Origin of the sequence: Leptospira weilii, from assembly GCF_006874765.1 — a bacterium.
Taxonomy (GTDB): Bacteria; Spirochaetota; Leptospiria; order Leptospirales; family Leptospiraceae; genus Leptospira; species Leptospira weilii.
Genome location: NZ_CP040840.1, coordinates 1,182,501 through 1,201,001, shown reverse-complemented (window position 1 = coordinate 1,201,001; position 18,501 = coordinate 1,182,501). Strand labels below are relative to the sequence as shown.

Genomic DNA, 18,501 nt, shown 5'->3' with positions numbered 1-18,501 from the left:
TTTCAAACAACTAAAAAGTTCTTGAATAGACCAATCGGTTGTTAGCAGAAAATACCCGTATTTTCTGCTAACAACATCTATCATATAGATTTTAGAGGAGGCAATATCTTATCCGAAAGTTTTTTATAAGAGAATCAGCTTTCAAGACGAACTAAAGTTTACCCACACATGCCAAATCGATAGACTGGTCGATAATGTCCGATAAAGACGCAAATTTCACTCATAAAAGTACGGTTGAATTTGTGAATTCCAAGCTCCGCGGAGTTAGTATCGTAAATAATACCCGGGTCGAGATCCCTTATTCCCTACCCGGAGACATTTATCACGTCACTTTTTTCAAAAAGAAACGCCGTAAGCCTTTCGTCAAACCGGATTTAATTTTTCAGACTCCAAGAACCTCGTTGCCTCCTTGTCCCGCATTTACGAGATGCGGAGGCTGTTCCGCACAACACATTCCCTATGAAGAACAATTCCATTATAAAACCTCGGCTCTTTTGGAAAGTTATAAAAAGGACTTCGGAACAGAACCTATCTTATATCCGGCCCTAAAAAAACTTCATTATAGAAATCGAATGGACTTTGCAGTATTTCCCGGACCTGTTATAGGACAAAGAAAAGCGGGTTCCTTTAGGCATATTGTCGATTTAGAATCCTGTTTTATCCAAAGCGAAGAATCAAATGCGGAATTGAAAAGATTCCGAAATCTGATCTCCGAATTTCCCGATCTTCCATATAATCGAAAATCGGATTCAGGATTTCTAAAGTATCTTACCCTTCGAAAGGCAAAAAACTCATCCGAATTGATGACTATTTTAACTTTTGTAGAAGAATTTAAAAATTCAGACGGAGAGGAAAAATTCGCGAAAGTCTGTTTAAAATATCTGAAAGCGGACCACATTTTATTTTGTTTCAATCGAAGAAAAGGGGAAATTTCAGCGACCGGAGAAGTAAAAGTTCTCAGAGGAAAAGAATCTTATCTGGAATTCATTTCCGGAAAAGAATTTCGAGTTCCCTTCGACTCTTTTTTTCAACCCAATCCGGAAGGGTTTCAACCGATTTTGGATTTCATCGAAAAAGAAATTCCAAAATCATCCGATCATCTCATCGATTTATTTTGTGGTTCCGGTTTTTTTAGTAGAATTTTCGCCCATAAATTTAGGAAAATTACCGGAATCGACTCCATCGAAAGTTCTTTGGAAATCGCCCGCAAACAAATGTCTTTCGATTTTCCGGAAATCGAATTCTCCTATTTGAGAGAAGATCTTTTCTCAAAAAAGTCCTCTTCCCAACTGAACGGATTGCTTCAATCTCGGGAAAAGAACATTCTAATCGCAGATCCTCCGCGTGCCGGACTCGGCGAATTCGTTACGGAAGCATTGAAGAATTCGAAAATTTCCTCTTTTTTTTACGTTTCCTGCAATCCAACCTCCCAAAAAGAAGATCTCTGGAAATTGAAGGACTTCTTTCAGATAGAAAAAATTCTCATCGCGGACCCGTATCCCCAAACCCCTCACCTGGAGTCCGTCGCGCTCCTGAGTTCCAAAAACCCACCCATTTGATCCGGTTGAATTCAGACCTATCGACATAAGATCCATATTTCCTCTTTCGTTCCTCGCGAATGTTGTACAAATTTCCAGCTCTCAAAAATCGATCATCCGGAACTCAACGAACGCTTCATATAATTATATTTTTAGTATATTCTTAAATTATTGAGTATATTTTTATTTCTCCTTACATTATTCGGACGCATGAAAATAATACTCAAAAATAAGCGGTCGATTTGCAAAAGTGCGGCGGTTTTCAAAAATTAAGTCAAATCGGGAATTCCCGATTTTTTAGAGGAATATTCTAATTTTCGAAATAAGTTTATCATAGTATTCTACTCATGCGTCCGAGTAGTAATTTCGATCGAAACGTAATTTTAGGTTAAAACTCTTTCCACGATAAGAGACGGATCACTTATCGTAACTTTTTTTGCGTCCACAATCACCGAATTTCAACTTACAAAACCTCAGAACAGTCGGAATTTTTCAGTGGATGATCCGTTGAAATTTTCAGAGTTTACGGATCCATCCAAAACTTTCAGTCCCGACTCAAATGAACGCAAACGATTATAATTAACGTTAAAAGTTTCCTATTTTGCCCTTTCTTCAATTACCATTGTATACGCCCATTTTCAAAAAAGTCGGTCTTACGTTTCTTAGTCAAAAGCCCTTTTCAACTTCCCGTAAAACTCAAAAATGCCTATAGAGATTTCGGCTTTTCATCGATATTCAAGAGGAGAGACAGACGTATCTCCGGGATACTTTTTATGATCAAAAAATTAACCTTGTTTTTCATTCTCACAATCATTCTTTTTCAAGTGGGTTGTAGCACCGTCATTATCCGTCCTTGGACCCCTCCTTATAAAAGTCGTTCGGTTCACGAAATCAGAGTGCTCCTTGGAAAAGCCGAAGGCGATCTCCAGATTAGAGGAGAGGGAATCATTTCCGTCTATGATGCAAACGATCTTTTGATTAAAAAAGGAATCGACATTATTTCTTTGGACGCTTCACGTTTAAAAGCTCCGATTCGTTTTGTAAGCCAAAACATGAGCCTTGGGTATAAATCTATCAAAGTGCGAGGAGCAATTCATCTGATCCCCCAAAACCAAGGTCCCACTCTTGTGGTTAACGTGCTTCCTTTGGAAGAATACCTCTTGGCGGTTGTTCCCTCCGAAGTTCCTTATAGCTGGCCGATGGAAGCGTTAAAGGCCCAGGCAATCTGCGCAAGAACTTACGCCGTTCGTGAAATATTAAATAAAAAGAATGCTTTTTACGACGTGGAAGCCACGACAAATTCCCAAGTATACGGAGGTCTTGAAAAGGAACATCCATTGACTACGAAAGCAGTTCAAGATACAACCGGAGTAATGGCCGTCTTCGAGGAGAATCCGATTCAGGCCTTCTTCCATTCCAATAGCGGCGGAAAAACAGAAACTCCCGAAAATATTTGGGGAGGTAAAAAAGTTCCCTATCTTTCCGTCGTGGCTTCCGAGTTCGACAGCGCCGGAGACAATTTTTATTGGAAAGAAACGATCTCTCAAGAACTCATCAATTCTAAATTTTCGAACTTAAAACTCGGCGAAATTAAATCGATTCAGGTTTTATCCAGAACAGCGTCCGGAAGAGTCGATCTTATAGAGCTCAGCGGAACGGACGGTTCTTCCAGAATCCGAGGTAAAGATTTTAGGCAAACTCTCGGCGCTCCGGTTCGCTCTTTGCGTTTCGGAATTCAAAAAGAAGGAAACGGCTTCCTTATCAAAGGAATGGGTTCTGGTCACGGCGTAGGTCTAAGCCAATGGGGAAGTTTCGGAATGGCGAAAGAAAATTATAACTATATTGAAATTTTGAGACACTACTACCCCGGAACCGATCTCGCAAGAATTACTCGTTAAAACGAATCTATTAAACTTGGAATATTCTTATTTTTGAATTCGTATTACAATTGTCCAAAACTATAGGTTGCAAGCTTGACAAATTTGTTTCGCGAATTTTAGACAAAAATCTGTATTGATTGAAAAAAATCGATATTAGAGTTGTTGAAAAATTAATTCTCCATCCGTTTCATTGAAATTGCGATTGCTTATCTCTACATAATAGAGTGTCTAAAATTCTGCGTCTAAACGTGGGATTTACAATCAAATGAACGGTACTCTGTTTTATAGAGATCGTTAGAGCAACTTTTTTAATTCCACTATGGAATTTTTCAACGACTCTATTGATTTGGAGTCTGTCTGAAGCTATCGTAAATCTTTTGTGTAAATCGTCCGTGAAAATCTAAAGTTAGGTTTTTAAGAGATTTTTCACTTTCCACAAATTTCATTCCGAATTCTACTGTTCTCTCAAAGAAATGACAAGACCTAACACAGCGGATCCCAAAAGAATCCGGATTTCAAATCTCCGCAAGTCGTATCAAAGCGGAAAACTTCAAACGGAAGTCCTCAAAGGATTGGAGTTGGATATTCCAAGTTCTTCCGTCATCACGCTCATGGGGCCTTCGGGTTCCGGTAAATCAACTTTTTTGAATATACTTTCCGGCATAGACAAACCGGATTTCGGAGAGGTTTTTGTAAACGGAAAGTCTTTACATTTGATGAACGAAAAAGAGCTGACAAAATACAGAAGAGAGGAAACCGGAATCGTATTTCAATTTTTTCATTTACTTCCGTACTTAAACGCTCTTGAAAATGTGGCCGTTCCTCTTTATATTTCCGGAATCGGAAAGAAACAGGCCCGAAACACGGCGGAAGAAGCGCTTGAAAAAGTGGGACTTTCTTCGAGAAAATCTCACAAACCGGACGAACTTTCCGGAGGAGAACAACAAAGAGTGGCAATCGCAAGAGCCCTCTGCAAACGACCTTCTCTCGTTCTTGCGGATGAACCCACCGGGAACTTAGACACGAAAAACGCGGAAAATGTAATACAACTTCTCATAGACCTGCAAAAACAACACGGGTTCACGCTTTTTATCGTAACCCACGATCAAAAGTTAGGCTCTTTAGGGGAATTTCGTTTGAAGATGACGGACGGAACTCTGGCGGATTAAAACCTCGTGTCTTTTCGGATTTATACACTATTCTTATTCGAATACTTTCGAAGCCATAAACTCGGCGCATTTTTTGCGTTAGCCGGAATATCCTTGGGTGTAGGACTTTTCATCTCGACCGGCGCAAACGGAATGAAGGCGGAAAAAAGCCTAACCGACTTCGCAATGGGATACTTCCAAGGAAAATATAAGATCAAAATTTCCTCTTCCTTAGGAGATCAAAACCTTCCGGTCTCTCTTATCCACGATCTATCAAAAGACCCTTCCCTCAACTGGATCGTAAAAATCGCCCCTCGGTTTCAAAAGGAAGTCGTCTTAAATAATTCGATTCGAGGCGTATTTATCGGCTTGGATTTTTTAAAAGAATCCGACGAGTTTTTTTACAAACCAGAAACCCAAAATTCCGGTACACAAAACACAAGAGATACATTTTCCTCCGTTTTTATCAGTCGCTCTCTTTCCCAAAAGATCGGAGCTTCTAAAGTCGACATACGCACGAACTCGAAAAACTTTTCCGTTACAGAGTTGATTGTATTTGATACGGAAGGCGGAAGTATTCTTATGGAAGACATAGAATCCGCAATGGAAAGATTCGAGACGGCGGGGAACGTTAGTTTTCTTTTAATCCAACCGGACGAGTTCCGATCGGAACAAAAACGGATTCTTGAACACAAATTAGGTCCGGATTACAGAGTCGAAACAGTGGAAGACATCCGGGAAAAATCTGGAAACGCGTTACGCTCCTTTCAGCTCAATTTTTTGGTGATCTCTTTCATTTCCCTTATAATCGCACTCTTTATGGTTTCTAACACGATGTCCGGTTTATACGTCAGCCGTGAAAAAGAATTAGGAATCTTGAAAACGATGGGACTGAGTGCGGGACACACCTTTTCCCTCTTTATATCCCAGGCTTTGTTTTTGGGAATTTTAGGAAGTTCGATAGGACTGGGACTTGGTTTTCTTTTTTCGAAACTTGATTTTTTTAGCCCTGAAGCGACCTCTGTGGATCTTTCCTATCTTAAAACCTACAATACCGTTCCTATTTCCACTTGGCTACTGGGATTAGGAATCGGAATCGTCGGATCCTTTTTATCCGCCGCGGTTCCGTCTTTTAGAGCGGGAAAAATTTCTCCGGTTTCCATTTTGAGAGAATCCTCTTCGGGAACGTACCGAACGAACGAATTCCGCCTATTATCGATCGGACTTTTACTTCTCTTCGTCTTTACTTGTATTGCGTTCTTTCCGTTTCGCTGGAAATTTCCGATCTTCGGACTCCTGGGAATTGGCGGAATCGTAGTCGGTTTTACTCTTTGTTTTCCTTGGATATTTAAAATTTTTGTGATATTCTTCTTTAAACTCTTAGAAAGATCAGATCGGTCTTTTGTTTTTATGAAAGTGGGTTTGGAGGAAATGAAAAACCAAACGCTGCGAAATACGCTCACATCCGCGACTCTGATGCTCGCCACTTCCCTTGTGGTCTGCCTTTCGATTTTAGCGGACAGCTATCGAAGATCCTTGAACGATTGGGTCGAAGCAGAATTTCCCGCCGAGTTTACGATCATCAATACGGCAAACTTAGCGGCGGGAATCCAAGGAGGAGTTCCCATCCATTTGTTAAACGAACTTTCTCAAATTCCGGAAGTGAAATCCCTCGACGGTTTTTGTGTGAATACGAGAGTCGAAACGGATCGGGGGAACTTTACGATTCACGCATATACGTTCTCAACGCACGACCGCGAGGATTCTCCGGAACGCCTAATAGAAGCGGAAAACGAAATTCTAATCTCCTCCAATATGGCCTATCTGCAAAATTTCAACGTAGGAGACTCGATCCTGATCGAGACGAAATTCGGAAAAAAGGAATTCAAGGTTCGAGGCATTAAGGAACATTTTTTTTCAGAGCGTGGAACGATCATGATGGATATTCGAAACTACGAAAAGTTCTTCGGACTTAACGGATACAATTCGATTAAGATCTTTTTAAAAAAAGACGCAGACCAAAGACAATCGGAAGAATCGATCTCTAAAATTTTAGCGCAAAATTCCTTCCTAAAATTATTAAACGTAAAAGAATTACGAGAGCTTTATACGAAAGGAGTGGATAGAGTTTTCGGAGTCTTAGAAACCCTAAAAACGACCGCCTTCATCATCGCCATGCTTTCTTTGATTTCCTCTTTGTTTCATAATCTCATTTCGAAAAAAAACACTTTGGGAATTCTCAAATATCTGGGGGCCGACCTTGGACAACTCGGAAAAATTTTGCTGACCGAAAGTGTATTCATCACAATCGTCTCCATCTGTTTTGGGATTCTTCTGGCGTCTTTTCTTTCCCCCATAGTTCTATACGTCGTCAACAAGAACGCATTCGGGTGGACCTTAAAATTCACCGTTTCTCCGGAAATGCCGATCTTTTTTCTACTCCTATCGCCGGTTTTAGGGATTCTCTCCTGTTCGGTTCCGTTATACACTTTACAAAAATTGAGTTTTCGAATCAGTCAAGAATGAAGATGCTTTCTTTCGCTTTTCAGGATGAAAACCAACTTGATTCGAAACCTTCTTTCAGATAGGATGCCTTAATTCTCATGAGCGCATTAAGTGAAGTAGCGTTACAAATCGCTTCCGAAATCCGAAAAGTGAATCTTCGAGAAGACCAAAAAATTCCGACTTCGGACGCCTTCATTAAGGAAATGATGTCGCTTTATTCACGACAACCGGACGATCTTCGAAACATTCTCGAAGCTCTTCGGGCGGCCAAAATCATATTCGTCATTAAAATCGTTTTGCCGGAAGAAAAGATGAGTAAGATGAGTGATCCGGGTGTGGACGCGTACGCCTATGCGGATCTCAAAATTCTTAACGACTTGAAATACTATTCAGAAAAAAAATTGGAACGTCTTTACGAAGCAACTTACTACAAAAAAAAATCCCCTTCTCTAATCACAAGAGAACTTTTTCCGAAAATCCGAGAATTGAACAACACTCCGATCGGAAGAATGGTCAATATCGTCGTGATGCTCGAAGAGTTCATCCGAATGATGAACAACAATCCCAACGATTTCGAAGAAGGATCTCGCTCTCAGGCTATGGAAAACATTCTCGCAGCCAAAGGCGATAACCCTGCGGAAGAAAAAAGTATCTTCGACGAATCCTCTAAATTGCCCCCTTTATCGAATTCTTTCGGGCCGACTCTTTCCCAAAGAGCTACAGATCGTATGGCGGCTCAAGAGGCCAATCTCAATCCGAACAGCCCTTGGGGAAGAATGGTCTCTAAATTTTCAATCGAGTTCTTACTTAGAGTACATCTCAGAAAATGCGAGTTTGAAACGGTTCGTAAATTGATCACATCGGGAAAGGTCACCGATGAAGTGAATCTTCGTTTGATCCGAGACAGCCTTTTGAAAATGGAAAAAAACATCAACGTGGACAAGGTTCTCGCCTCCTATCTGGAAGAAATGATCGAACTCAGAAGACTCGCTCAGAGAAAGTTAAATGCGGTCTCGAAACCGAAAACGTATTAGATGTCAGGGTTTTAGGAATCAGTGGATAGGAATTAGTGTAGCATCCTAGAAAAAGCTGTCGGAAAGGGATTGGTTATTTTATTCTTCGTTGGCGCTTCTTGAATCCTGATTTTAGGACTTTACGTGCAGTCGCCTATTCGAATATTATAAAATTTTTAAGTACATCAAACACTGGGCTATCAATAGCGCTCCCAAAAGGAAAATCCATCTCCGTTTTGCGGAATACACAAGCTTTACCTTATCTTCCGGAAAATAGACCGCCACGAGAAGGGCGTTTATATTAGCGATCAGATAAAAGGACTCCATTTTCAAATGAAAGGGTTCGTAAAAAACGGCGCCGAACATAATCAAGGAAGGAATAAAATACAAAAGAGTTTTCGGATGAAAAAAACCGGGTCTGCTTTCTCGGACGATTGTCTTTTTTCCGGAACTTTTTTCCAGCTCGGATTGAAATAAATCGGGTTCTAAAAGATTCAAAACCGGAATCAGATCATCCTTTGTCGCAATCAAAAAACGAACGTAAGAACGGAACACGTCCCTTTCGATCGATACGATTGACTTGAGTTTCGTTTCAAGAGATTGGCCTTTGGAATTGAAGAGCCTCAGGGAATTGGAAGTCAATTCCACTTTGGCTCCTTTTAAAATCTTCAACTGCCTGGAAAAATTTCGATAAAGCAGAAATCCGAGAACCACGGAAAGAAGACCGAAGATCTTCACGAAATCGGTTCGATTTTCTTCCGGGACCTTAAGAAAATTCCAAACAATAAACACGAGATAAAAAAGAACCACGGAAATCGAACGAAAAATCAGATTCCTTCGAAATTTATCGAAATCGTACGGAAATTCACTCATGTTCCAAATTCCCAAAATCACTTTTTTTGAATATAGGAAACATTTGAACCCCTTCCGCAAGTATCGCATCCTTTCCGCCTTCCTGGCGATCCAAGATGCAGATTCCTTGAGTGACCTCAATTCCAGAATCACGCATGCTACGGATCGCCTGGATCGTGGATCCCCCAGTCGTAATTACGTCGTCTACGATCACGCAGCTTTTCACCGCGTACACCGCGCCTTCCACCAATTTTTTCGTTCCGTGATCCTTGGAAAATTTGCGAACAATCAGAGGATATACGATCTTATCTTGTTTTCTAAATTCCAAACTGATCCCGTAACAGATTGGATCGGCTCCCATTGTAAGACCTCCGAAAGCCTGCGGTTTTAAAATTCCAGATTCGTCTAAATGCCGTTCTACGATAAATCTACAGAGAAGTTCCAAACGATCCGGAACGAGCGTAATTTCCTTACAGTTAAAATAATGTCTGGACTTTTTTCCGGAAGCGAGGGTAAAAGATTGCTCCGAATAACGGTATGCGTGAGTCCGAATGAGTTCTAAAAGTTTCTGTTTCATCGAAATTCTTTCTTACACGTTTTTAACCAGTGAATTTTCAGGAAAGAATCCGAAAACCCGTTTTCAATTTCGGGAAAAATCCAAAGCCCATCTCAAAAACAGATTCTATCGGCATGAATTTTCGTATTTTTCAACTTTGCAAACACTTTCGTCCCTCCCCATCTGGCTAAAATATCTGGCTCTTCCAAAACCTACTCAACTAAAAAAATGCGGACTCGAGTTTTACCCAAATCATCCCTAACCTACTTCCAAAAAATTTCAGGTCTTATAAACAAGATCGTTTATCAAAATAAGTTCCAATAAAAAAACACTTTCAAAACAAATTTCAACCTGGATCTTGTAAAACATGCAACCCGTGAGACTTACGTCCGTTTCTCTCAAAACGAGAGTATTCGATTTTGCAGGAAACTTAAAAAAGATCAAAAGAGTTCTCGAACAGGAAAAGAACTCGGATCTGATCTTATTTCCGGAACTTTGTATTTCAGGTTACGGATGCGAGGATTCTTTTTTCTTTCCCCGAATCTGGAAAAAATCCTGGAATTCTTTGACCGAACTTCTCCCTCTTACCGAAAATAAGATCGTAGTCGTTGGCTTACCTATATTCCAAAATCCTTATCTATTCAATTGTGCGGCCGTGCTTTGCGACGGAGTCGTGGCGGGAATCGTTCCCAAATCCAATCTCGCTTCCACGGGAGTGCACTACGAAAACAGATGGTTTACAAGAGGAGAAGAAACCCGGAAAAATTTTACCGCTCCGGACGGCTCTGTAATTCCTTTCGGTTCCCTCATTTTTGAAACCGATCGATTTTCTTTCGGAGTGGAAATCTGCGAAGACTCCTGGGTCCTACAGAAGCCTTCGATTCCGCTCGCAAAAGCCGGAACCGATCTCATCCTTTCTCCGGGAGCGTCTCATTTCGCGTTTGGAAAACAGAGAATTCGCAGACAAATCTTTCAGGAAAATTCCAGAAGAGAATCGAACGTATATTTATTTTCCAATCTCTGCGGAAACGAGTCCGGAAGGTTGATCTTCGAAGGCGGTTCGATGATCGTTCAAAACGGAAAGTTAATTTCGCAATCGCAACGTCTGTTTTTCGGCGATTTCGATCTTTGTTCCAGTGAAATAGACTTTGAAACTTCCAGAGCCGATCGCGCAAAAAACTTTCGTCCTTCCGGAAACCGTTTCAGCCCAAAAGAATCCCTCGGAGAAAATCGGATCCATCTCGGTCTTAAATTTCCCAAAAGAAGCCCAAGGATAAATCATCCGCTTCCGGAACCTTCCATTTCCCAAGAAGAAGAATCGTATCTGGATTTCACAAGAGCGGTGGCATTAGGACTTTTTGATTATCTAATATACTCCAAAACAAAGGGTTACACACTTTCCCTTTCCGGCGGAGCGGACAGTTCCGCCTGCGCCCTTCTTGTGACCGCCATGAAAAAAATTGCCAAAAAAGAACTCGGCGAAAACTTTTTCAGCTCCCAAGGAATAGAAGAAGACTCCATTCTTTCCACTCTCTACCAAGCGACCGTAAACAATTCGGACCGGACTAGAACTCTTGCAAAAGCATTGGCTGAAGACGTCAAATCCGTTCACGGAGAGCTAACAATCGACACCGAAGTTCAAAATATCTCCCAGAAAATTTCAGAGATCACGGGGATTACTCTAAACTGGAACGAGCACAATCTAGTACTGCAGAACATACAGGCGAGAATCCGCTCTCCGATCGTTTGGATGCTCGCAAATTTAAACGGACATCTTCTACTATCCACCGGAAACAGAAGCGAAGCAAGCGTCGGCTATACCACGATGGACGGAGATTCTTCCGGATCGGTCGCCCCTCTTACCGGAGTTAGTAAAGAATTTATTTTGAAATGGCTGCGCTTTGTCGCCGAAGGAAAGGATTCGGTCCTTCCCGCATATCCTTCGGTGAAAGAGATTGCATTTTCTCCCCCAAGCGCAGAACTGAAACCTCTGAAAGACAAACAAGAGGATGAAAAGGATCTAATGCCTTATCCTCTTTTACAAAAAATCGAAGAGTTATTCACGGTACGAGGCGCCGATTTTTCCGAAATCGTTCAACTTCTTTCGAGAGATCCGGAAATACAAAAATCAGCCTCCGGAGGATTGGAAGAATCCGTGCGAAAATACATCACTCTCTTTCACAGAAATCAGTGGAAACGGGAAAGGCTTCCGCCTTCGTTTCACTTGGACGATTACGGACTAGACCCTAAATCCAGTTTCCGGTTTCCGATCCTTTCCGAAGAAAGTGAATCAGAAATTTAGAATATTCTAAACTGTTAGCGCGTTTCGATTATTCCATTGCATAATGTAGTGTCTGTCACAAAGAAATCTAAACGATTACTGATCCATATAAAATAGAGTACCGTTAATTTGGGCGCAAATCCCGCGTTTAGGCGCGGAATTTTGGACACTCTATTATGTAGAGATGAGTAGGATGTCATACGCATAACCAACCCCACAATTAAGAAGACTTTTGGGATCATAAGGATCAAAACTGATATTTTTCAAGTGTTCCGACAAGAATGAGACTTTTTACTTGCAAAAAGTATGATTTTCTGATAGAGAAAAACCTCCCGTGTCTTCCCAACCGCCTCCAGGCTCAATGATTTGCTCCCTACGGGTCGCTCATCACCCTCCACCCAAAATCAGGGTGAGGCCGATCGTTTCACAGAAGATTTGTCGGAATTCCGACAGATTTATCTTAAAATCCAAGCACTTGTGGGGTTGATGATGGTCATACGTTATGGAAATAGGATATCCGGCAGGAACCAAACCGGATTTTAAAGAATTGAAAAATAGCCGGTTGAAAGCGCTGAAAACGCGCCCTCAATACTTCAGATTTTTTCCAACATACCGTAACCTCAAAGGCAAAGGTTTCTATAACCCGGCTTGTTGAAAGGCGTTTTCCTTATCCTTTTGAACCTGTTGGAGTTGGTTTTTGATGGAATCCTGTATGTTCTGTAGTTTTTTTTCGGTCTCCTCATCTCCGGAACCTTTTTGCAAATCCACAAGATAGTTGATGATATCCATTCTATCCAGAGTTTGTTTTTCCATATGATTGTAATACAAACGGATTTGAGCCGGGGAAGCAGTTCTCGCGTAAACATTTCTTGCCGCTTCCGCAACCTGATTGTCTTCCTGCTTTTTCGCTTCCTTTTCCGCGGGGCTTAACTTTTTCGGAACGAGGGAATTGTTCGGAAAACGTTCCCGAAGTTGGCTGAAACGTTCCATCTCCTCATTGGTATAGGGTTTATTCGTTTGAGGATTGATAGGGTTATCCGCATCGGCCGCGTCCGGATCGGCTTCTTTTTGTTCCCCTTTTTCAGCCTCGATGTATTCGCCCTTTCCGGCTTTATAAAAGGAAGAATCGAAAATGGATTCGCTCGTTTTACTGCCAGAAGATCCGGAAGAAGACGACGAACTTCCTCCTCCGCCTAATAGAAGCGCAACACTATCTGCTTCTTTACTCTTTTTTTCTTTCTCACTTAAATCTTCTGAAGAAAAAAGAATCCAAACGAGTACAACAAGCACGATTGAAATCCCAGAATAAAGAACTAATTTACGAATGCTAACCACTAGATGCTCCGAAGAAATTCGAGAAATTTTGATTGTAAGACCGCCGATCTAGGAAATTCTATCCTGGATAACGGAATTCGTCTCTAATTTTTGAGAACCCAAATCCTACGCAAGATAAAAATGGCTTTTCAGATTCTTCGTCCAACGTTTCTTCCGATTCTTTCCTTGATTTTGATTTTCTTAGGTTGTGGTAGAAACACGGATGTGGCGCAATCTCCCTTTATATTTATTTCTCCGGTAGGGGTTCCTCAATTTTTAAGTATCGTCGCGGTAAACGAGGGAATCACGGACGCTATTTCAAAAGACGTAGATTTTTTGTCCGAGCCGAACAACTATAAACCGGAATTTTTAATTCGTTATTATGTGACCAACGCAGAACCGCAATTCGTAGGTTACAATCTCTACATCACAACGACAGCCCCTTCGGTTGCGGAGACTCTCGCCGCAGGAAACGTGTATTTGGAAAACGGTGTACAACCTTCCTTTCCTCATCTTTCTTCCGAAGCATCTACAAATTCTTCCAAATTACAAACCCACAGGATCCTCAATCAGATTCCTCCGCCGGGAGTATTTCCGTTTATTAAGTGTGAGATTTATACGTTCACGATGAGGGCCCTTTTGAACAGCGGAATCTTCTCCAATCCTTCCACCCCCGTGAAGATGTGCTCTTCTTCCAGGCCCTATCTCTGTCCGGTCGGTTCCAGTTGCAATCCCTCGGAATGCAATAACGCTTCTTGCACAACCGTGGTAAAACAAAATTGTCCCGTCGGAACACTTTGTAATCCTTGCACGATCGCAGGCGCGGAAGAGACTGGCTGCGTTTGTCCTTCCGGAGTTTCTCCTCCGGGCTGCAATCTATGAGTTTAGGGGAAGAATCCTCTCCCGAATCATTTGCGGAAATTCCTCTCGAGCCGGGAACTCTTTACGTAGTCTCCACTCCGATCGGAAATCTAGAAGATCTCACCTTTCGAGCGCTTAGAATCTTAAAGAATACGGATCGAATTTTCTGCGAAAATGCGGAGCATTCTAGAAAGCTGTTCCGATCTTATTCCATCTCGACGCCCGCTTCCACCCTCTATAGAGATCAGTCGGAAACTCCATACTCCGGTATATTAGAAGAATTGAAAGTTGGAAAAACGTTCGCACTCGTTTCGGACGCAGGAACTCCGGGGGTTTCGGATCCAGGTTCTCATTTGATTCGAGTAGTTCGAGAGGCAGGATGTAAAATCACCCCCGTTCCGGGTGCAAGCGCCCTCACTGCATTGCTCGGAATCTCCGGTTGGCAAGCCAATCCGTTTTTGTTCCTCGGATTCTTATCCGAAAAGAAAAGTAAAAAAAGAAATCAACTTACCGAATGGAAAAAATTCGAAGGACTTGTTATGCTTTTCGAATCCGTTCATAGAATCGGGGATACTTTGGATGCGGTAAAAGAAATTTTCCCAGATTCCGAATTTCTTGTCGGTAGGGAAATGACAAAAATTCACGAAGAAATCCTATATTTCTCTCCTTTTCTCTCTGAAAACCCGAAGAAATTTGTCCATAAGGGTGAATTTGTGGTTTTAATCAATACGAATCGGAAAAAAATGCTTAAAGGCTCTTCTAGATCGGCCGATAGAATTCAGTAGAGGTAACAAATCATGACTATCGATAAAATCGGTGGGATCGGTGGAAGCGGATACGAACCGAAAAGAACGACTCCGGTTAAAAAAGCTGAATCAAAAGAAACTTTCGATAACGTTTCCATTTCCGATACCGCCAAACAAAAAGCATCCGAAGCTCGACTTCAAACGGAAATTCAAACTATAACTCGCAAAATTCTTTCTACTCCGGACGATAGCGATCGTTCCGTTAAGCTCAAAGAAATTAAGGAAAAGTTGAAAAACGGGGATTACGACAATCTGAGTTCCGATGTTTTGAATACAATCGCGGATAGAATCTCAGAAACTATGTTGGGTCAATAAAAACCGTACGAATAAACTGATTTTTTACCTCTATCTAAATTAGAAATATTCCGAGTCGCTAGGTTAGCTCCGGGAGACGACAACGATGCCGATACTCCCTGATTGGGTTCATTACACATTTCCTCCAAAAATCCACTTTGAAGCCGATTGCGGGTACAAAGTGGGTAACTTCGTCAAAAATATCGGTTCAAGAACCGTGATATTTTCCACTCAACAAGAGTTGGAAAATATGGACGAGCTTTCCATGATCAAAACGAGTTTAGAGAAACATATCGACGGAGTAATCCTCTATGACGATATCGTCAAAGAGCCCACCTCGGAAGAATTAGATACGGCCGCTTATTTCGCGAAGATCGCAAACGCCGATTGTATCATCGGTTACGGTTCTTACGAATCGATCAGCATGGCGAAACTCATCGCCCTACTCGTCACAAACGACACCTTCGCGAAAGACATGATAAACGACAAGAAGGCGAAGCTTAAAAAACCGATTCCTCTGATTTTAATTCCGACTCATCCCATTTTCGGCTTGGAATGCTCTCCCATCTCGACGCTTCTTCTCGGAGACGAAAAGGTTACGAAGTATTTCTCTCACGAGTTCTTATTTCCCGAACTGATCATTGCCGACCCTAAGATTTCCTCGTTTATGAGTTCCGCGGACATTTCCAAAGTAGGCGTAGGAATTTTGGCCGCGGCCGTGGATACGATCCTTTCCAAGTTTTCCACGGAACTTACGATCTCTTCCGCACTCAGAGCCATCGAACTTTTACAAAAAAATCTGATTCCTTCGATCAGGGATCCGAAAAATTTAAACTATAAAAACGGTCTTTACGCGGCGAGTCTTTTGACAGGAATCGCTCAATCCTCGAGTTCGCTCGGACTTTGTTTCGCTCTTTCATTAGCAAGCGCGAATATTACAAACTTAGATATCTTTCAGTCCATGTCCATTCTACTTCCTCACGTTATGGAATACAATCTGACCTCCTCCGCAGGTAAGTATGTGATGATCGCGAGAGCCTTAGACGAGGATATCACCAATATTTCAGTGATTGAGGCGGCGATTAAGGCCGTGGAGGGGATTCGTAAAATTTTTATCGAACTAAAAATTCCCCAGAGACTTTCGGAATACGAGGTGAGAAAAATCGATCTTCCCTCGATCGCAAACCTTGCGGCTTCGTTTCCGTTTTTGGATTCCCTTCCGAGAGAACTGCCCAAGAATGAAATCGAAACGATCCTCGTTGCGGCATTTTAAGACTCGCACAAAGTTTTAAACTATAAAATCCGAATTCCAGGGAACTGCTTAAACTCCTTCAGAATCTGGTGGGAAATTTTCGTCTTCATATCCCTTCTTCCTCTTATGTGAGTCAAATAACGAAGAGAAAAAAGAATTCCTCCTTCTTCCAAAGAAAGATAAACAATTGGAGATGTTTTTCCAAGACGAACAAGGTAGTTTTTAGAAAGTTCTTGGAGAGTGTAATTGATCTCACTCTGATCGATAATCGCGTTGTTACGGATGATACCGTTCAAAAGCTCTTCGGCTTTTTCGAAATCGGAATCGTACGGAATTTTAATTCTCATCTCGTCCCAGACGTAATCCATTTTGTCTTTCACAACGATCACTTGACGTAGAATCACAAAATGATTCGGAAAATGAACAAGGCGATTCGTAGACTGATCGGACTTAGGATCGGACGAAATTTCCATCAGCGTAAAACGATTCATCCCGATATTAATGACATCCCCCCGAACTCCTTCGATCTCGATACGATCCCCCACTTCAAAACCGTTACTCCCGTGAATAAAAAACCAACCTACGAAATTAAGGGTGATGTCTTTCAGAGAGATAACGATACCGGCGCCGGCCAATCCGATCACAGTGGGAAGATACGAAAGACCAGAAAAGACAACCGGTAAAAGAGTAATCAGACCCAAAACCACAAAGGACATTCGGGCCATTTTTCTACGGTTATAACGAGACTTTACGTCCACGGTAGGTTTGAAAAAATCGAAAACTATAATGGTGACTTTATAAGAAAGGATCAAAAAAAGAATAAAATAGGCGATCAGAATCAACTCTTCGGAAAGACTTCGATCCCTCGCCTTCAAAAGAAGGAATGGGTTGATACTTTTCAAAAAATCGATTACAAAATACATCAAAGACCTTTTTGTTTACGAATTGTTAATATGATATCTCTGGATTCCACGGGAACATCGAAAACGGGAAAACCCGGTTTTTCCAAAAGGACAAAACGAATCGAACCGCCCAAGTTTTTTTTATCGTGAAGCATGTGTTTGGCGAGTTCTTTGGATTTTAATTTGACCTGAAACGGAAGTTTGTAATTTTTCAGAGTCTCGATCGTTTCTCGTATGGTGATCGGATCGAGACCCGATTTTTGTTCGCTGATTAAAAGCGCGGTTACAAGACCGATCGCAACCGCCTCTCCGTGAGAATATTTCTTATACCTCGTGACGGATTCGATCGCATGAGCGGTGGTGTGTCCGAGGTTTAGAATTTTTCGTAGTCCCGTTTCCTTTTCGTCGTTCGAAACCACGTTCGCCTTAAAACGAACCGATTCCGCGATTAAGTAAGGAAGGACCGTAGAATTTACATTCAAATCTTTGAATGAATGTTTCTTGACTTTTTCCCAATACTCGCCGCCGGAAAGAAGAGAGTGTTTTATGATTTCTGCCTGACCGCACCTCCATTCCCTATCGGGCAAGGTAGACAAAACGAACAAAGGAGCGAACACGAATTCGGGCTGATAAAAAGAACCGATCATGTTTTTTCCGAAGTCGGCGTTTACCGCAACCTTACCTCCAACGGAAGAATCCACACAAGCAAGGAGCGTCGTCGGAATCTGAACGAAACGAATTCCTCTCAGATAAGTGGAAGCGATAAAACCCGCAAAATCCCCCACGACCCCGCCGCCGAACGCAAGAATCAAAGACTTACGATCCGCCCCGTATTCAATGAGTCGGTTGTAAATATGACCGGTTCGATCGATGTGTTTCGATTTTTCTCCGCCTTTGATATAGATCTCTTTGACGGAAATTCCGAGAGAGGATAATTCTTTTTCAAGATATTTGTAATAGATAGAATGAATCGATCTTTCCGTGATTAAAAAAACGGAAGTGACTCCGGGAAGTTTCGCAATCTCTTCCGACAAACCGGAAAAATCGGAATGAAGATGAACCGGAACGGATTTGTGTTCCGTATTCACTGGAATTGTTTCGATAAGACTCATTTTTTTTCCGATACCCAAGTGCTTTTGATAAACGGCGCTGATTTAAAATCTCCTTCCAAAAGGAAGAATTTGATGTCGGGCCTAAGATCCATTTCACGAATCGCCGCCGGAGAAAAATAACCGAAACCCGTAATCGCCCTTTCGTTCAGGTTGAGTTCAGGAACTTCTTTTTTGACGTTCACCGAAA

16 protein-coding genes (1 of these 16 cut by a window edge) are annotated in these 18,501 nt (G+C 41.7%); 10 read left to right on the top strand and 6 right to left on the bottom strand.

Annotated features, from left to right (window positions below; translation table 11 throughout):
• Positions 1-194: 194 nt before the first annotated feature.
• The 5 genes from FHG67_RS05790 to FHG67_RS05770 all read left to right on the top strand — a co-directional run bounded on the left by FHG67_RS05790 (position 195) and on the right by FHG67_RS05770 (position 8,105).
• Positions 195-1,559, top strand: a complete 1,365-nt coding sequence (locus FHG67_RS05790; protein WP_004500696.1) for a class I SAM-dependent RNA methyltransferase — start codon at positions 195-197, stop codon at positions 1,557-1,559.
• A 752-nt stretch (positions 1,560-2,311) separates the two neighbouring features.
• Positions 2,312-3,436 carry a SpoIID/LytB domain-containing protein gene (locus FHG67_RS05785; protein ID WP_016759126.1) on the top strand — a complete coding sequence of 375 codons (1,125 nt, stop codon included), beginning with the start codon at positions 2,312-2,314 and terminating at the stop codon, positions 3,434-3,436.
• Positions 3,437-3,891: 455 nt separating this feature from the next.
• Positions 3,892-4,587 carry an ABC transporter ATP-binding protein gene (locus tag FHG67_RS05780; protein WP_002616524.1) on the top strand — a complete coding sequence of 232 codons (696 nt, stop codon included), beginning with the start codon at positions 3,892-3,894 and terminating at the stop codon, positions 4,585-4,587.
• 6 nt (positions 4,588-4,593) lie between these two features.
• Entirely contained in the window at positions 4,594-7,092 is a 2,499-nt protein-coding gene (locus tag FHG67_RS05775; RefSeq protein WP_142499676.1) for an ABC transporter permease, read from the top strand.
• Between the two features lie 77 nt (positions 7,093-7,169).
• Positions 7,170-8,105 carry a hypothetical protein gene (locus FHG67_RS05770; protein ID WP_061219152.1) on the top strand — a complete coding sequence of 312 codons (936 nt, stop codon included), beginning with the start codon at positions 7,170-7,172 and terminating at the stop codon, positions 8,103-8,105.
• A gap of 144 nt (positions 8,106-8,249) precedes the next feature.
• Here FHG67_RS05770 and FHG67_RS05765 read toward each other — a convergent pair whose 3' ends face one another.
• Positions 8,250-8,957: a hypothetical protein gene (locus FHG67_RS05765; protein WP_004502244.1), complete on the bottom strand. Its 708-nt coding sequence runs from the start codon at positions 8,955-8,957 to the stop codon at positions 8,250-8,252.
• A complete protein-coding gene (gene pyrE / locus FHG67_RS05760; RefSeq protein ID WP_002616549.1) occupies positions 8,950-9,513 on the bottom strand; it encodes an orotate phosphoribosyltransferase in 564 nt (187 codons plus the stop codon). Before pyrE ends, FHG67_RS05765 begins: the two co-directional genes overlap by 8 nt.
• A gap of 346 nt (positions 9,514-9,859) precedes the next feature.
• Between pyrE and nadE the strand changes: the two genes are divergently transcribed.
• Positions 9,860-11,794, top strand: a complete 1,935-nt coding sequence (nadE, locus tag FHG67_RS05750) for an NAD(+) synthase (RefSeq protein WP_142499675.1) — start codon at positions 9,860-9,862, stop codon at positions 11,792-11,794.
• 615 nt (positions 11,795-12,409) lie between these two features.
• On the opposite strand, the gene FHG67_RS05745 is transcribed toward nadE, so the two are convergent.
• Positions 12,410-13,108, bottom strand: a complete 699-nt coding sequence (locus FHG67_RS05745) for an LIC_20245 family lipoprotein (RefSeq protein ID WP_142499674.1) — start codon at positions 13,106-13,108, stop codon at positions 12,410-12,412.
• A 120-nt stretch (positions 13,109-13,228) separates the two neighbouring features.
• On the opposite strand from FHG67_RS05745, the gene FHG67_RS05735 reads away from it, so the two are divergent.
• The 4 genes from FHG67_RS05735 to FHG67_RS05720 all read left to right on the top strand — a co-directional run bounded on the left by FHG67_RS05735 (position 13,229) and on the right by FHG67_RS05720 (position 16,321).
• Positions 13,229-13,969 carry an LIC11073 family putative lipoprotein gene (locus tag FHG67_RS05735; protein WP_142499673.1) on the top strand — a complete coding sequence of 247 codons (741 nt, stop codon included), beginning with the start codon at positions 13,229-13,231 and terminating at the stop codon, positions 13,967-13,969.
• Positions 13,966-14,733 (top strand): 16S rRNA (cytidine(1402)-2'-O)-methyltransferase, encoded by a 768-nt coding sequence (gene rsmI, locus FHG67_RS05730; protein WP_004500787.1) that lies wholly within the window; start codon positions 13,966-13,968, stop codon positions 14,731-14,733. The genes FHG67_RS05735 and rsmI overlap by 4 nt, the downstream gene beginning before the upstream one ends.
• A gap of 12 nt (positions 14,734-14,745) precedes the next feature.
• Entirely contained in the window at positions 14,746-15,069 is a 324-nt protein-coding gene (locus FHG67_RS05725; RefSeq protein ID WP_002616547.1) for a flagellar biosynthesis anti-sigma factor FlgM, read from the top strand.
• A gap of 85 nt (positions 15,070-15,154) precedes the next feature.
• A complete protein-coding gene (locus FHG67_RS05720; protein WP_004502219.1) occupies positions 15,155-16,321 on the top strand; it encodes an iron-containing alcohol dehydrogenase in 1,167 nt (388 codons plus the stop codon).
• Between the two features lie 20 nt (positions 16,322-16,341).
• Here the strand turns inward: FHG67_RS05720 and FHG67_RS05715 are convergent, their stop codons facing one another.
• The 3 genes in view from FHG67_RS05715 to FHG67_RS05705 are tightly spaced (each overlapping or abutting the next) and all read right to left on the bottom strand, a layout consistent with a single transcriptional unit that may run on beyond the window.
• Complete coding sequence (locus FHG67_RS05715; protein ID WP_002619803.1) at positions 16,342-17,223, bottom strand: mechanosensitive ion channel domain-containing protein; 882 nt, start codon at positions 17,221-17,223, stop codon at positions 16,342-16,344.
• On the bottom strand, positions 17,223-18,314 hold the full coding sequence (gene aroB, locus FHG67_RS05710; RefSeq protein WP_004495661.1) for a 3-dehydroquinate synthase: 1,092 nt from the start codon (positions 18,312-18,314) through the stop codon (positions 17,223-17,225). Before aroB ends, FHG67_RS05715 begins: the two co-directional genes overlap by 1 nt.
• Positions 18,311-18,501: the final stretch of an NUDIX domain-containing protein gene (locus FHG67_RS05705; protein WP_004462309.1), read on the bottom strand. 274 nt of this gene lie beyond the right edge of the window; 191 of the gene's 465 nt are visible here — the last part of the coding sequence; the start codon falls outside the window, past its right edge — the gene reads right to left on this strand; the stop codon is at positions 18,311-18,313. The genes aroB and FHG67_RS05705 overlap by 4 nt, the downstream gene beginning before the upstream one ends.

What these genes read in the sequence shown, in the direction of transcription:
- FHG67_RS05735 (WP_142499673.1), top strand. Translation starts at nt 13,229, where the DNA reads ATGGCTTTTCAGATTCTTCGTCCAACGTTTCTTCCGATTCTTTCCTTG.
- FHG67_RS05780 (WP_002616524.1), top strand. Translation starts at nt 3,892, where the DNA reads ATGACAAGACCTAACACAGCGGATCCCAAAAGAATCCGGATTTCAAAT.
- FHG67_RS05765 (WP_004502244.1), bottom strand. Translation starts at nt 8,957, where the DNA reads ATGAGTGAATTTCCGTACGATTTCGATAAATTTCGAAGGAATCTGATT.
- aroB (WP_004495661.1), bottom strand. Translation starts at nt 18,314, where the DNA reads ATGAGTCTTATCGAAACAATTCCAGTGAATACGGAACACAAATCCGTT.
- FHG67_RS05785 (WP_016759126.1), top strand. Translation starts at nt 2,312, where the DNA reads ATGATCAAAAAATTAACCTTGTTTTTCATTCTCACAATCATTCTTTTT.
- rsmI (WP_004500787.1), top strand. Translation starts at nt 13,966, where the DNA reads ATGAGTTTAGGGGAAGAATCCTCTCCCGAATCATTTGCGGAAATTCCT.
- FHG67_RS05715 (WP_002619803.1), bottom strand. Translation starts at nt 17,223, where the DNA reads ATGTATTTTGTAATCGATTTTTTGAAAAGTATCAACCCATTCCTTCTT.
- FHG67_RS05720 (WP_004502219.1), top strand. Translation starts at nt 15,155, where the DNA reads ATGCCGATACTCCCTGATTGGGTTCATTACACATTTCCTCCAAAAATC.
- FHG67_RS05725 (WP_002616547.1), top strand. Translation starts at nt 14,746, where the DNA reads ATGACTATCGATAAAATCGGTGGGATCGGTGGAAGCGGATACGAACCG.
- FHG67_RS05770 (WP_061219152.1), top strand. Translation starts at nt 7,170, where the DNA reads ATGAGCGCATTAAGTGAAGTAGCGTTACAAATCGCTTCCGAAATCCGA.
- pyrE (WP_002616549.1), bottom strand. Translation starts at nt 9,513, where the DNA reads ATGAAACAGAAACTTTTAGAACTCATTCGGACTCACGCATACCGTTAT.
- FHG67_RS05790 (WP_004500696.1), top strand. Translation starts at nt 195, where the DNA reads ATGTCCGATAAAGACGCAAATTTCACTCATAAAAGTACGGTTGAATTT.
- nadE (WP_142499675.1), top strand. Translation starts at nt 9,860, where the DNA reads ATGCAACCCGTGAGACTTACGTCCGTTTCTCTCAAAACGAGAGTATTC.